Raw genomic sequence first — 13,921 nt, forward strand, 5'->3', positions numbered from 1 at the left:
CTCAGTCCTCCAGCCGGTCGAGCTGCCGCAGCTTGTTGGTGGCGTCCAGGGCAGCGACCTTGTACGACTCCGCGAGCGTCGGGTAGTTGAAGACGGCATCCACCAGGTAGTCGACCGTGCCGCCGCAGCCCATCACCGACTGACCGATATGGATCAGTTCTGTCGCTCCGGTACCGAAGCAGTGCACACCGAGCAGCCGCCGGTCGTCGGGGGAGACCAGGAGCTTGAGCATCCCGTGCGAGTCGCCGATGATCTGGCCCCGGGCCAGCTCCCGGTAGCGGGCCACCCCGACCTCGAACGGCACGCAGTCCTCGGTGAGTTGGTCCTCGGTCCGGCCCACGAAGCTGATCTCCGGGATGGTGTAGATCCCGATCGGCTGCAGGTTGTCCATCTGCCCGACCGGTTCCCCGTAGGCGTGGTACGCGGCGACCCGGCCCTGTTCCATCGAGGTCGCGGCGAGCGCCGGGAATCCGATGACATCGCCGACGGCGTAGATGTGCCCCACCTCGGTGCGGAAGTGCTCGTCCACCTTGATCCGGCCCCGCCGGTCCGCGGACAGACCCGCCTTGTCCAGGTCGAGTTCGTCGGTCAGGCCCTGCCGGCCCGCCGAGTACATCACCGTGTCCGCCGGTATCTTCTTGCCGCTCTCCAGCACGGTCAGGGTGCCCCGGGGGTGCCGCTCGACGGCGGCGACGGTCTCGCCGAACCGGAAGGTGACGGCCAGGTCCCTGAGGTGGTACTTGAGCGACTCGACGACCTCGACGTCGCACATGTCGAGCATGGCCGCGCGCTTCTCGACCACGGTGACCTTGCTGCCGAGCGCGGCGAACATCGAGGCGTACTCCATGCCGATCACACCGGCACCCACGATGACCATGGAGCGCGGCACCCGCTCCAGCGACAGCACGTTGTCCGAATCCATGATGGTGCGGCCGTCGAACTCGACGCTGTCCGGGCGGGCCGGCCGGGTGCCGGTGGCGATGACGATGTGCTCCGCCGTCAACAGCCGTTCGTTGCCGCTCGGTTCGCGCAGGGCGACGGTGTGCGGATCGACGAAGCGGCCGGTGCCGGAGCAGAGGGTGACGTGGTTGCGGGAGAGCTGGTTGCGGATGACGTCCACCTCGCGGCTGACCACGTGCTGGGTGCGCGCGGTCAGGTCGGCGACGGTGATGTCCTCCTTCAGCCGGTAGCTCTGGCCGTAGAGATCGCGCTGGGTGAGACCGGTCAGATAGAGGACCGCCTCGCGCAGGGTCTTGGAGGGGATGGTGCCGGTGTGGATGGACACACCGCCGACCATCTCGGGGCTGTCGACCACGGCTACCCGGCGGCCCAGCTTGGCCGCGGCGATGGCGGCCTTCTGGCCGCCGGGTCCGGATCCGATGACGAGCATGTCGAAGTCTGGCACCTTGCGGAGTCTGTCAGCAGGCGCCCCCGCTTCGAAAGAGAGAACGGGCAACCTTCGCGTGAAATCCGGTACGGACCTGCGCCGTTGCGCATCCCGCGCCGCACGGCCGGCTCACGGCGCCCCGGCCGGCCGGCTCCCGCGCAGGATCTGGGCCCGCCGGAACAGCGCGTCCGTCGTCCCGGCGAGGACGCCTCCCAGCAGCCGGGGGGCGTAGAAGGACCTGGCCGGTGCGGCCGAGCCCGTCGATCGAGGTGCCCCAGACGACCTGGCCCACGCCCGCCCAGGCGCAGGCGCTCATGCACATGGCACACGGTTCCCCGGTCGAGTACAGGGTGGCCGCGGCCCAGCCGTGGTTGCCGACCCGGCGCACGTAGTCGGCCATGGCGACCATCTCCCCGTGGTACGTCGGGTTCTCGGCCGAGGTGTTCAACCCCCGTCCCAGGACCCGGCCCGAGCCCACGAGCACCGCGCCGAAGGGGTAGCGGGGGTTCCGGCGCGCCTGGTCGACCGCGGCCCTCATGAACCGCGCGTGATCCTGGCGGTCGACGCCTGTGGGCCCGGCCGTGGCGGGAGCGGACGACACCACGCCCGCCGACCCGAGCAGTCCGAGGAGGTGGCGCCTGTCCAGCGTCAATCGACTCTCCTCAAGGCAGGAGCCTCTCGATGCAGTTCGGCCCCTCGCGCTCCATCTTCTTCCTGGCCCATTCCAGCGTGGCCGGGGTGACGTCCCGGCCCGACGCCATCACCAGGTCTTCGGGCGCCACCCCGGTGCCGGGGGCGCTGTGCAGCAGGGAGTCCGGGGTGGCGCGGTCGTCGGACGACCGGGACGCTTCGGGTTCTGTGGTCGACATGGTCTCTCCTTCGCGGAGCGGGGTGCACACTCTCACGATTGCCCGCCCGGCCGCACCCCGCATCCCGAGCGGTCCGGGGCCTTTCCCGCCCGGGTATCCGGTGCGGGAAAGAAATTATCCCTTTTAAGATGTAATGTGCCTATACATCCGTCCAGGGGAGGCCGCCTCGATGATCGAACAGCGGTTCTTTCAGAACGCGCCCGGCAGCCCCCGCTACCTGCCGATCGCCGAGCACGGGCTGATCGGCGACCTGCGCACCGTGGCCCTGGTCGGCAGCGACGGCACCATCGACTGGTACTGCTGCCCGTCCTTCGACGCCCCCAGCGTCTTCGCGGCCGTGCTGGACGCCGAGCGCGGCGGCCACTTCGCGCTCGCCCCGGCCGTACCGGCCCGTACCAAGCAGTTCTACTTCCCTGACACCAACGTGCTGATCACCCGGTTCTTCACCGACGAGGGCGTCGGCGAGGTCCAGGACTTCATGCCGGTCGCCGGCGAGTCCGGGGACTGCGAGCGGCACCGGCTCATCCGCCGGGTGATCTGCGTGCGCGGCACCGTCCCCTTCCGGGTCCGGGTCGCCCCCCGCTTCAACTACGGCGCCGACCCGCACACCCTGAGCTTGCTCGACGGCACCGCCCTGTTCGAGTCCGAGACCATGTCCCTGGCGCTCACCGCCACGGTGTCCATGGAGAGCGACGGAGCGGACGCCCACGCCGACTTCAAACTCGGCGAGGGCGAGTCCGCGGTCTTCGCCCTCGACCAGGCCGGCGAGCACATCGCGCCACGCGGCTGCGCCCATGCCGAGGCCGAGCGGCAGTTCGAGGCCACCGTCCGCTACTGGCGGCGCTGGCTGTCCCGGTCCCGCTACCGGGGCCGCTGGCGCGAGATGGTGCACCGCTCCGCACTCACCCTGAAGCTGCTCACCTACGCGCCCACCGGCGCCATCGTGGCCGCGCCCACCACCAGCCTCCCCGAGCAGTTCGGCGGTGAACGCAACTGGGACTACCGCTACGTCTGGGTCCGGGACGCGGCCTTCGCCGTCTACGCCCTGCTGCGGCTCGGCTTCACCGGGGAGGCCGAGGCCTTCATGAAGTTCCTGACCACCTGCATCACCCCCGGCGACGGCGCCGCCTCGGGGCCACTGCAGATCATGTACGGCATCGACGGCCGCACCGACCTGCCCGAGCGCGAGCTCCCGCATCTGGAGGGCCACTGCGGATCCGCCCCGGTACGCGTCGGCAACGCCGCGGCCGACCAGCTCCAGCTGGACATCTACGGCGCCCTCATCGACTCGATCTACCTCTACGACAAGTGGGCCCAGCCCATCTCCAGCGCCCAGTGGGACGACGTCACCCGGCTCGTTGCATGGGTCTGCGACCACTGGGACCAGCCCGACGAAGGCGTCTGGGAGACCCGCGGCGGCCGCAAGAACTTCCTCTACTCGCGTCTGATGTGCTGGGTGGCCATCGAGCGGGCGATCCGGCTGGCCCGCCGGCGCGGCCTGCCCGCCGACCTGGCCCAATGGCTGGGCGCCAGGGACGCCATCTACCGGCGGATCATGGACCGCGGCTGGTCCGAGCGGCGCCACGCCTTCGTCCAGTACGAGGGCGGGGACGTCCTGGACGCCTCACTCCTCATGATGCCCCTGGCCAAGTTCATCGCCCCCACCGATCCCAAGTGGCTCTCCACGCTGGACGCCCTGGGCGAGGACCTGGTCTCCGACTCCCTCGTCTACCGCTACGACCCACAGGCCAGCCCCGACGGCCTGCGCGGCGACGAGGGCACCTTCTCCATCTGCTCCTTCTGGTACGTCGAGGCCCTGGTGCGCGCCGGACGCGTGGACGAGGCCCGGCTCGCCTTCGAGAAGATGCTCACCTACGCCAACCATCTGGGCCTGTACGCCGAGGAGATCGGCCGCACCGGCGAGCAACAGGGCAACTTCCCGCAGGCGTTCACCCATCTCTCCCTGATCAGCGCGGCCTTCAACCTGGACCGGGCGCTCGGCTGACGATCACGCGAAGCGTGAACTGTGCACCGGGCCCGACGAGTTGACGCGGGCCCGGTCGCCGGTGAGCCAGCTGTCCCGGACGGACTCCGCGAACGCGGCGAACCTCTCGTCCGGGTCGGCGGGCCCTTCACCGTCGCCCTCGTCGGGTGTCGCGTCGGCCCGGACGATCTCGGCGGCCGGCTCCTCCTCGGGCCGCTCGTCGGCCGCCGCCCGCTCCGCCTCGCCGTTTTCCACCCGCAGCCGCTCACCCCACGGGGCCACCACCGACTGGTGCAGCAGACCGATGCTGTCGGCCGTGACGGCCGGGGTGTCGGTCCAGCAGCTGGCGTGCTCGTGCAGCACCTGGCCCGGCGCGCGCTCGAAGAGGGCGCCGATGACCTCCGGGCCCGACGGGTGCCCGGCCAGCTCGTTGAGGTCGTACGCCACGACGACGGTGTCCGGGCGGTCCGGCTCGAACGGCACGGCCGGCAGGTCCAGCACCTCGGCGGCGGCCAGGCCGAGGATCCGCGAGCCGCGGTCGGGCAGCAGCGACACCGAGCGCGGGTCCGCCCGCGTGGCGGCCAGCAGGATCGCCAGCCGCCGCAGGCCGGCCAGACACAGCTCGGGGCTGTCCTGGAGCCAGGCGTAGCGGCCCGCCATGCCGGCGGCGAAGCCGAACGGGGAGAGCGTGCCCAGCACCTGGCCGCCGATCACGTACTGCCAGTCCCGCAGCCCCGACGGCTCACCGAGGGCGGCGGCCCGCTCCAGCATCCGGGTCTGGCGGTCCCGCGTGGGCAGCCACTGTGCGTCCTCCGGCTCGGGCAGCCGCGCGTGCTGACGACGGGCCGTGTCGAGTTCGCCCGCCATGAGCGCGTTGTACACCAGCAGATACCGGTCCGGCCAGTCGGCGAACTCGCCTTCGTGCCGGGCCAGTTCGGTCATCGCTTCCTGGTGGCGCTCCTCGCGCTCGTAGGCCGACACCAGCTCCCGCAGGACCGCCGGCGCACCCGGATTGTGGTTCAGCACCGTGCGCAGCGGCGGGATCGCCAGGAAGGACAGGCCGCGTTCGACACACGCGTACCCGAAGTCGAAGAGGTTGTTGGCATGGTCGGGCCGGGCGGCGAGCGCGGCGGCGGCCTGTGCGAGGTCGTCGAAGCCCGCGGCCCGGGCGGCCCGCTCGACCACGAGGGCCACCTCGACGACCGGCGCGTCCTCCCCGGCGGCCCGCAACTGCCGTACCGCTCCGGGAAGATCCCCGGAGTCCAGGCACTCCCAGGCCTTGACGAGGTCGGCGGACTTGGGGCGGCGGCTGCGGCGCGAGAACATGTCGGAGATCATCACCCACGGGGTGACGTGTCCTCAACACAATTGTGCAAGGGCTCAGGGCAGCGGCTGCTCCGCCCAGATGACCTTGCCGGACGGCGTGTACCGGGTGCCCCAGCGCTCGGCCAGCTGCGCGACCAGGAACAGGCCCCGGCCGCCCTCGTCGGTGCTCGCCGCGTACCGCAGATGCGGCGAGGTGGTGCTTGCGTCGGAGACCTCGCAGATCAGCGTCCGGTCGCGGAGCAGCCGTACCCCGATGGGCGCGCGGCCGTAGCGGATGGCGTTGGTGACCAGCTCGCTGAGGATCAGTTCGGTGGTGAACGACAGCTCGTCCAGGTCCCAGTCCGCGAGCTGACGGGTCACCTTGGACCGCACCTCGGAGACGGCCGCCGGGTCGGCCGGCACCTGCCACTCGGCGACCTGGTCCGCGCCGAGCGCCCGGGTGCGGGCGACGATCAGTGCCACGTCGTCGCTGGGACGGGCCGGCAGCCGCTCCAGGACGGCCGCGCAGGTCTCGTCGGGGGTGCCGCCGGCCGCCGACTCCAGGGCACCGGCGAGCAGTTCGAGACCCTCGTCGATGTCCCGCTGCCGGTCCTCGACCAGCCCGTCGGTGTACAGGACCAGACTGCTGCCCTCGGGCAGCTCCAGGTCGGCCGTCTCGAAGGGCAGTCCGCCCACTCCCAGCGGCGGACCGGCCGGCACCTCCGGGAACTCCACACTGCCGTCGGGCCTGAGCAGCGCCGGCGGCGGATGACCGGCCCGGGCCACCGTGCAGCGCCGGGAGACCGGGTCGTAGATCGCGTAGATGCAGGTCGCCCCCGTGACCGGGGCGGTGCTGTCCGTGGGGGTCTCGTCCTGGTCGATACGGCCCACCAGCTCGTCCATGAGGCTCAGCAGCTCGTCGGGGGTCAGGTCCAGCGCCGCGAAGTTGTGCACGGCCGTGCGCAGTCGCCCCATGGTCGCCGCCGCGTGCAGCCCGTGCCCCACGACGTCCCCGACCACCAGCGCCACCCGGGCCCCGGACAGCGGCAGGACGTCGAACCAGTCGCCGCCCACGCCCGCCTGCGCCGGCAGATAGCGGTAGGCGATCTCCAGGGCGCCCTGCTCGGGCAGGCTGCGCGGCAGCAGACTGCGCTGGAGAGCCACCGCCATGCTGTGCTCGCGGGTGTAGCGGCGGGCGTTGTCGATGGAGATGGCGGCCCTGGCCACCAGCTCCTCCGCGAGAGCGAGCTCCTCCGTGTCGAACGGGGCGAGCTTCTCCGAACGGCAGAAGTTGGCCAGCCCCAGCACCAGGTTCCCGGCCCGCAGCGGCACCGTGATCAGCGAGTGGATGCCGAACTCCAGAATCCGGCCGGTGAGTTCCACGTCCTGGGCCCGCCAGCCGGGTGCGTCCCGCAGCCGCGGCTCGACGACGGACTCGCCGGAGTCCAGACAACGGGCCTGCGGCGAGGACGGCACGAATCGGATCCGCTCGCCGACCTGGTACAGCGGTGCGTCCTTGTCGAGCCCGGTGAACGCCACCCGGCGCAGCGCGTCCCCGGGCTTGGGCTCCTCGCCCTTGAGGACCGCGTCGTACAGGTCGATGGCGGCATAGTCCGCGAACCGGGGCACGGCCAGCTCCGCCAGTTCCTCGGCGGTGCGGGTGACGTCCAGGCTGGTACCGATGCCCACCCCGGCGTCGTACAGCATGTTCAGGCGCTCGCGGGCCACCTCGGCGCGCCCGGAGAGCGCGCGCAGCTCGGTGGAGTCACGCAGGGTGATGACGCTGCCGGGCGGGCCGCCGCGCACCTCGATGGGGCGCTGGTTGACGGCCAGCAGCCGGTCCTTGACCAGGATCACCTCGTCGGTGGCCATCCGGCCCGAGGCGATCAGCTCCGCGGTGTCGCTGTCCAGGCCGAGGTCCCGGATCCGGCGGTGCTCGGCGTCCGCGGGCAGGTCCAGCAGACGCTGTGCCTCGTCGTTGGCGAGCATCAGCCGGCCGTCGCCGCCGACGATCAGCACCCCCTCCCGCACGGAGTGCAGCACCGCGTCGTGGTGCTCGTACATGCGGGTCATCTCGTGCGGGCCGAGACCGTGCGTCTGGCGCCTGAGCCGGCGGCTGACCAGTGCCGTGCCCGCCGTCGCCAGGGCCAGCGCGGCGGCGGCCGAGGTCAGCAGCAGCGGCAGCTGCTGGTCGGCGGTGCCGCCCACGTGCGCGGTGGTGATGCCGGCCGACACCAGCCCCACCACCTTGCCGTCGGCGTCCTTGACCGGGACCACGGCCTGCACCAGCTCCCCGATGGTGCCCTTGACCTCCTCGGTGACGGTGCCGCCGGCCACCGCGGGCCCGATGTTCCCGACGAACTTCTTCCCGATGCGGTCCGGTTTGGGGTGCGTGTAGCGGATCCCCTCGGTGTTCATGACGACGATGAAGTCCACCCCGGTCGCCTTGCGGACCGCCTCCGCCTTGGGCTGGAGCACGGCCGTGGGGTCGGGCAGCCGCAGCGCGGCGGCGGTGCCGGGCGCGTTGGCGAAGGACTCGGCGACGGCCAGGGACCGGTTGCGGGCCTCCGTGCTGCTGTCGTGTCGTACCTGGAGGACCTGTGCCACCACCGCCGACACGACGAGCAGCAGCACGATCACCACCTGCAGCATGAACACCTGTCCGGCCACGCTGCGGCCGCTCTGCGCCGACCACCGCCGCCCGGACGGCATGGGCCCGGGCCGGGTCGCCGTCTGCTCCCGCTCTGCGAGCGGCGCGCGCGGAGTCCCGGAAGGGGGCGGCCGAGTGTCGGACCGGCCGGGCAGACGGACCATGAGCCCATGTCTACACTGCCCGGCCCTGCGAGGCGAGAGGGTCTCAGGAGGTATCCGGCCCGATCGCCCGTCGTGCCGTGTCACCGGTGGTCCCCGGACGTCCGGCGCCGGGTGGCGAGCAGCAGGGCCACGTCGTCGGGGCGGTCGGCGGCGTGCCGTGCGGTGGCGGTGAGCCGGTCGGCCACCCCGGCCAGCGAACGGCCGCCGCGCCGGCCCGGCGCCGACCCGGCCCTCGCCAGGGCCAGCCGCAGCGCCGTGATGCCGTCGTCGATGTCCTCGCCCGGCCGCTCCACCAGCCCGTCCGTGTACAGGGCCAGGATCGCGTCCGGCTCCAGCTCCAGTTCGGTCACCGGGTACCGGGCGCGCGGGTCCACGCCGAGCACGACTCCGCCGGCGATGTCCACGACACGGGTGCGGCCGTCCGGGGCACGCAGCAGGGGCGGCGGATGACCGGCCCGGGCGATCCGGGCCAGCCCGGTGGCGGGGTCCAGGCGCAGATAGCAGCAGCTGGCGAACTGGCCCGGGTCGAGGTCGATGAGCAGGTGGTTGGTACTGCTCAGCACCTCGTCGGGCGGCCGGTCGCCGAGCGCGAACGCCCGTACCACGCTGCGCAGTTGTCCCATGGTGGCCGCCGCCTGCACCCCGTGCCCCTGGACGTCCCCGATGACCAGGGCCAGCCCGTCGCCGGCCTCGACGACGTCGTACCAGTCGCCGCCCACGTCCATGCCCTGGGTGCCCGGCAGGTACCGGCCGGCGGTCTCCACCTGCGGGTGCGTCGACAGCCGGCGGGGCAGCAGCGCCTGCTGGAGGCCGCGGGCCAGGGCCGCCTCGGTGTCGTAGCGCTGGGCCCGCTCCATCGCGTGCGCGATCAGGCCCGCGAGCGCCGTGAGGACGGTGCGCTCTTCGGTGGTGAAGCCGCGCTCGACGTCGAAGCCGAGGATGCACGAGCCGACCGGGCGGCCGGAGGCGATCAGCGGCAGGAAGGCGCGGGCACCCACGACGGCGTCCAGGGCGAGGTCCGGGTAGGTGTCCGCCAGCCGCCGCATCGACTCGAAGAACAGCGGTCTGCCGGTCGTGAGGGTCTCGACGCCAGGGATGCGGGTGTCGAGACCGACCCCGTCGAAGGGGGCAAGGAAGCCCGTCGGGAAGCCGTACTCCCAGGCCAGGTAGAGATGCCGGTCCTGGAGGAGGTAGATGGCCAGCCGGCGGCCGCCGAAGGCCGGGAGCAGTTCCTGCATCACCACCGCCGACACCTGCCGGGCGGTCACCGCGTCGGTCAGCGCGATGGCCAGGGCGATCGGCCGGTACAGCGGGGCCGCCGAGGGGCCGCCGACGGGGGCCGGGCCGCCCGCGACACCCGGCTCCGGCGGGCTGGTCAGGCGTACCGCCGGGTCGATCCGGTTGGCGGGGACGACCGTGCCGGTGATGACGTCGGGGCCCGGGTGCAGGGACAGGGCGAGCCAGTCGCCCTCCCCGGTGTCCCCGTGGCGGACCTGGAAGTGCACCGGGTCGGGGGCGAGCAGCGCACCGCGCCAGTGGTCGTCGCACGGCGATCCGCTCAGCCACGGCATGGCCTCCCACACGGGCCGGCCGAGCAGCTCGGCGGGCGGCCGGCCCGTCAGCCGGGCGGCGGCCGGGTTGACGTAGCGGAGCAGCCCCGACCGATCCAGGCAGAACACGCCCTGGGGGAGCAGATCGGCCACCCCGTCGGCGGACCCGACGGGGCCCGGGTCCACGACGATCCCGGAGACCAGGGTCGGATCCGCGGCGCCGGGCGGCGGCCACAGGGCCAGCAGGCGGGTGGCGCCGTCCGCGGCCCGCACCCGCAGCGGCGACTGCGGCGGCCGGCCGGCCGCGGTCTCACGGAGCGCGGTCAGCACCCGGTGGGCGTCGGCGGGCGTCACGGCCGCCGCCAGCTCGGCGCCGGTGGCGGGGAAGTCCTTGGGCGCCATGCCGAGGAGGGCGTGCAGCCGGTCGTCCGCGCGTACCGCCGAGGTGGCCGGGTCCCAGGTGAAACGGCCGGCCCGGGCCGACCCGGGGCACATCGCGGGCGGGTCTACGCACACCGGCTCGCCCTCCCAGGCGACCGCCGCCTCGCCCTCCTCGGCCACCAGTTCGCGCAGCCCGGCGCCCAGGTCCTCGGCCAGCCGGCCCAGGTGGTCCAGGCCGGGCAGCTCGTCCTCCGTGTCCGGGACCGCCGGACGCAGCACCGTGAGCACCCCGAAGGACGGCGCCGCCCCCGGCACGGGCGTGTACACCGACCCGAACTGGAACGGCAGACCGGCCGCGAACTGCGGGTAGCGGCGCACCATCTCGGTGGCGTTCGGCAGCACCACCCGCACCCCGAGCCGGTAGGCGTCCGCGACCGGGTACGGCCGGTCCATGTGCAGCCGCCACCAGGGCCTGAACAGCGGGCCGGGCAGCCCCACCAGCGTCGCGAGCCGCAGCAGACCGGGAGTGCCGGAGCGCAGGTACACCCCGGCGACGTGGCCGCCCGCCGCGCCCAGGGCGCCGGTCGAGGCGTCGACCAGCAGCGCGGTCAGCCGTTCACGCGCCCGGCCCAGGTGCTCGCCGCTCCCAGTCATCCGGTCCTACCTCGTCCGTGCACCGCCGGGTGGGACACAGCAAGAATGCGCCACCACGCCCACGGAACGCACCCGGGCGGCACCGACCGGTCCGGTCCTCGCAGAGCGCCGGCCCGGCCCCCACCGACCCGGCCGCTCTTCCGGGCGGCCGCGAAGAGAGCGGAGCCACCGGTGCACGCGGCCCGCATCACCCCGTCGTGCCCCGGGCGGCTCAGAGTTCGGGATCCTCCGTCGGGAGCACCCGGGCGGCGCGCATCGAGCGCAGGGCCAGCAGGAGGACGCCGATGTCGTCCAGGTAGATCGGGTCGGGGAGCAGGTCGGTCGGCAGCACGAGATAGAGGACGGCGCCCCAGAACACCCAGCGCGGTCCGGTGGGCAGCCCGGCCCGGCGCAGCGTGCGCCGGGTACGGACCAGTCGTACGAGCACGGTGACCGCCCCGGCGAGCAGGGCCGCCGCGACGATCGCGCAGATCACGAGCACGGTCGTGGTGGTGTCCATGGCTGTCCTGTCGTCCCGCCCCGGTCCGGCCCGGGGTTCCTCACTGGTCCGTCTTCCCGGTTTCCTCGTCGGGCATGGCCGTCGGTTCGGCATTCTCCTTCGGCGGTCGCAGGCCCTTGAAGACCCGGGTCAACTGCTGGAAGGGGGAGGCGGCTTGAGGCGTGGGCAGGGCGGGGGACGGTGAGTCGCGGAGGGCGGCGAGCGCCTCGCCGGCCCGTTCGGCGGCCTCCCGGTACAGGTCGCGGGACCTGGTCATGGCCTCCAGGGCCTCGGCGTACTGCGCGACCCGCTCGCGTTCGCGGGCGAGCTCCTCCTCCAGCGTCATCAGGGTCCAGTTGTCGCGCAGATCGGCCAGCGCCTCCTCGGCGCCCTGCGGTGCGGGCTTGGGCAGCGCGACGAACCGGCTCAGGGCGGCGATCAGTTCGGTGGACTCCGAGCCGTCCAGGAAGACGCTGCGCACCGCGTACTCCCGCGCGTCGTAGCCGGACGGTGCCGGATCCGGGGGCAGCAGGACGGCGCCGCCGCGCGGCACCTCCACGCCGAGGTCGCGCACCGCCCAGTTGACGGCACGGTACTGCTGGGGCGTGGCCCGGTGCTCCACGACACGGTGGGCGAGGCCGGGCGGCAGCTGCCGGACCAGCGGCAGCCGGCCGAGCGAGTCGGGCGTCATCGCCTCGTGCACCACGAGGTTGACGCACCACGCGTCCTTCGCGGCGTCGCGCAGCACCCGCCGCATGTCCTTGTCGTCGGCGGGCAGCGGGTTGACCGTGCGCAGCCGCAGGCCCGCGACGGCCGGGTGGTAGTCCCAGGCGGCCTCGCCCCCGTCACCGGCCTCGTCGCCGTCGGGCCAGAACATCGTCGCCGGGGAGGGCCAGGCCTCGTCCCAGGGCCGCTCGGCCTCGGCGACGAGCTGCCACTCCCGTCCCGCCTGCCGGATTACGAGGGTCAGCCGGGCGCGCACCGTCACCGTGCCGTCGTCGACGCGCCAACGGGCCTCGAAGACCCGCGGGCCGGCTTCCCCGGGCACGGTGGCCTCCCCGGGCACGGCGGAGTCGGCGGGCACGGTGGGTTCGGCGAAGTCGTCGAGGGCGCCGGTCTCCTTGCGGCGGCGCAGGATCCGGCGGATCACCTCCTCGGAGTCCGGGCCCGCGTGGCGGCCGCGAGCGGGCCAGACGGTGGGCGGAAGGACGGCACGGTCGGCGGCGGAGTTCGACATGGGCCAATCTGCTGATGGGAGCGGGGTGTGCGTTCCAGTATCACCGCTCGGGAGCGTGTTCCACAGGGCGGGGGCCGCCCGCGCACGGGGAATGCGCCCCGCACCCGGGGTGTGCACCGTGTGCGTCGTGCGACGCCGGTTCACCCGTGTCCCTGACCAGGCGGATTCCGGACAATGGTGCGGCGAACGGGGCCCGCTCGTCCATCCGCACAGGAGTGGGCTCCGTTCACCGTGCCGGTCCCGTCCGCCGGGCTGACGGTGAGCGGTCCGTAGCAGCCGGTGCTGCATGCGTTCGATATATATCGGCAGCCGATATATTCTGGCTTCATGGCATCGAGGAGCATGACCCCGGCGGCGTTCTTCGTCCTCACCGCGCTCGCCGACCAGCCGCGGCACGGCTACGGCATCCTGCGGGAGATAGCGGAACTCTCCGACGGCGAGGTGCAGTTGCGCGTCGGCACCCTGTACGGCGTGCTGGACCGGCTCACCGCCGACGGCCTGATCGTGCTGGACCGGGAGGAGGTGCAGCAGGGCCGCCTGAGGCGCTACTACCGGCTCACCGACGACGGCGTGGCCGCCCTGGACGCCGAGGCGGAGCGGATGGCGGCCGGCGCCGGGGCCGCCAAGCGCCGTATCGCCGAGGGCCGCCGGGCCGCGAAGCCACCCGGCGCAGCCCCCGAACCCCCCACCGCACCCGGACTCGCGGGAGGCCTGGCATGACCCCCTCGCTGCTCGAAACCCGCTACCGCACGGTCCTGAGGATCCTGCCCGCCTACTACCGGCGCGAGCGCGAGGAGGAGATGGTCGAGACCTATCTCTGCGACATCGACCGTGACACCCAGGACCAGAGCCGGCCCGCCCTGTGGATCGGCGTTCCCGTGCCCGCCGAGTTCCTCCGCGGCGGACTCGTCCAGACGGCCGCGCTGGCCCTGCTGACGGCGGCGCTCGCGATCGTGGGAGGGCGCGACCTCGCGGTCCGCCGGTGAACGCGAGAGGGGGCCGACGGCGATCCGTCGGCCCCCCTCTTCAAGCGGTTCCTTCGAGCGGTTCAGCGTCGCGTCACGCGCCGCTCTCGCGGAGCATGTCCTCGCGTTCGACGAGCTTGACGCGTTCGCGGCCCTGCGGTTCGCCCAGGGCCTTCTCGGCGGCGTCCAGCTTGTGCCAGCCCTCCCAGGTGGTGAAGCGGACGTTGCGTTCGGTGAGGAAGGTGTTCACGGCCTCCGGCGCGGGCGACTCGGGGGTGCCCAGCCGGCCGTTGGCGT

11 protein-coding genes and 1 pseudogene are annotated in these 13,921 nt (G+C 73.0%); 3 read left to right on the forward strand and 9 right to left on the reverse strand.

What is annotated here, in order from left to right:
* Nucleotide 1: 1 nt before the first annotated feature.
* The 3 genes from sthA to ACGFZQ_RS38195 are packed head-to-tail and all read right to left on the reverse strand — an operon-like array spanning nt 2 to nt 2,256.
* Nucleotides 2-1,405 (reverse strand): Si-specific NAD(P)(+) transhydrogenase, encoded by a 1,404-nt coding sequence (sthA, locus tag ACGFZQ_RS38185; RefSeq protein ID WP_393844249.1) that lies wholly within the window; start codon nt 1,403-1,405, stop codon nt 2-4.
* A gap of 13 nt (nt 1,406-1,418) precedes the next feature.
* Complete coding sequence (locus tag ACGFZQ_RS38190; protein ID WP_393844250.1) at nt 1,419-2,039, reverse strand: nucleoside deaminase; 621 nt, start codon at nt 2,037-2,039, stop codon at nt 1,419-1,421.
* Between the two features lie 10 nt (nt 2,040-2,049).
* On the reverse strand, nt 2,050-2,256 hold the full coding sequence (locus ACGFZQ_RS38195; protein ID WP_382536869.1) for a hypothetical protein: 207 nt from the start codon (nt 2,254-2,256) through the stop codon (nt 2,050-2,052).
* Nucleotides 2,257-2,425: 169 nt separating this feature from the next.
* On the opposite strand from ACGFZQ_RS38195, the gene ACGFZQ_RS38200 reads away from it, so the two are divergent.
* On the forward strand, nt 2,426-4,261 hold the full coding sequence (locus ACGFZQ_RS38200) for a glycoside hydrolase family 15 protein (RefSeq protein WP_393844251.1): 1,836 nt from the start codon (nt 2,426-2,428) through the stop codon (nt 4,259-4,261).
* A 3-nt stretch (nt 4,262-4,264) separates the two neighbouring features.
* On the opposite strand, the gene ACGFZQ_RS38205 is transcribed toward ACGFZQ_RS38200, so the two are convergent.
* From ACGFZQ_RS38205 to ACGFZQ_RS38225, 5 genes are all read right to left on the reverse strand, one after another.
* Nucleotides 4,265-5,578: a hypothetical protein gene (locus tag ACGFZQ_RS38205; RefSeq protein ID WP_393844252.1), complete on the reverse strand. Its 1,314-nt coding sequence runs from the start codon at nt 5,576-5,578 to the stop codon at nt 4,265-4,267.
* A gap of 42 nt (nt 5,579-5,620) precedes the next feature.
* The gene (locus ACGFZQ_RS38210) at nt 5,621-8,359 is read right to left on the reverse strand and encodes a SpoIIE family protein phosphatase (RefSeq protein WP_393844253.1); all 2,739 of its coding nucleotides are present in this window, start codon (nt 8,357-8,359) and stop codon (nt 5,621-5,623) included.
* A gap of 80 nt (nt 8,360-8,439) precedes the next feature.
* Nucleotides 8,440-10,944, reverse strand: coding sequence for a SpoIIE family protein phosphatase (locus ACGFZQ_RS38215; RefSeq protein WP_393844254.1), 2,505 nt, complete (start codon nt 10,942-10,944; stop codon nt 8,440-8,442).
* A 211-nt stretch (nt 10,945-11,155) separates the two neighbouring features.
* Complete coding sequence (locus tag ACGFZQ_RS38220) at nt 11,156-11,443, reverse strand: DUF1232 domain-containing protein (RefSeq protein WP_351745028.1); 288 nt, start codon at nt 11,441-11,443, stop codon at nt 11,156-11,158.
* 40 nt (nt 11,444-11,483) lie between these two features.
* On the reverse strand, nt 11,484-12,659 hold the full coding sequence (locus tag ACGFZQ_RS38225; protein ID WP_393844255.1) for a hypothetical protein: 1,176 nt from the start codon (nt 12,657-12,659) through the stop codon (nt 11,484-11,486).
* 342 nt (nt 12,660-13,001) lie between these two features.
* Between ACGFZQ_RS38225 and ACGFZQ_RS38230 the strand changes: the two genes are divergently transcribed.
* Both ACGFZQ_RS38230 and ACGFZQ_RS38235 read left to right on the forward strand, forming a co-directional pair.
* Nucleotides 13,002-13,379 carry a PadR family transcriptional regulator gene (locus ACGFZQ_RS38230; protein WP_351745053.1) on the forward strand — a complete coding sequence of 126 codons (378 nt, stop codon included), beginning with the start codon at nt 13,002-13,004 and terminating at the stop codon, nt 13,377-13,379.
* Complete coding sequence (locus ACGFZQ_RS38235) at nt 13,376-13,645, forward strand: hypothetical protein (RefSeq protein WP_393844256.1); 270 nt, start codon at nt 13,376-13,378, stop codon at nt 13,643-13,645. The genes ACGFZQ_RS38230 and ACGFZQ_RS38235 overlap by 4 nt, the downstream gene beginning before the upstream one ends.
* Before the next feature lie 73 nt (nt 13,646-13,718).
* Here the strand turns inward: ACGFZQ_RS38235 and ACGFZQ_RS38240 are convergent.
* Nucleotides 13,719-13,921, reverse strand: a pseudogene (locus ACGFZQ_RS38240) (pyridine nucleotide-disulfide oxidoreductase); the annotation flags it as partial.

The organism is Streptomyces sp. NPDC048254, from assembly GCF_043201895.1.
In the GTDB taxonomy this organism is placed as follows: Bacteria; Actinomycetota; Actinomycetes; order Streptomycetales; family Streptomycetaceae; genus Streptomyces.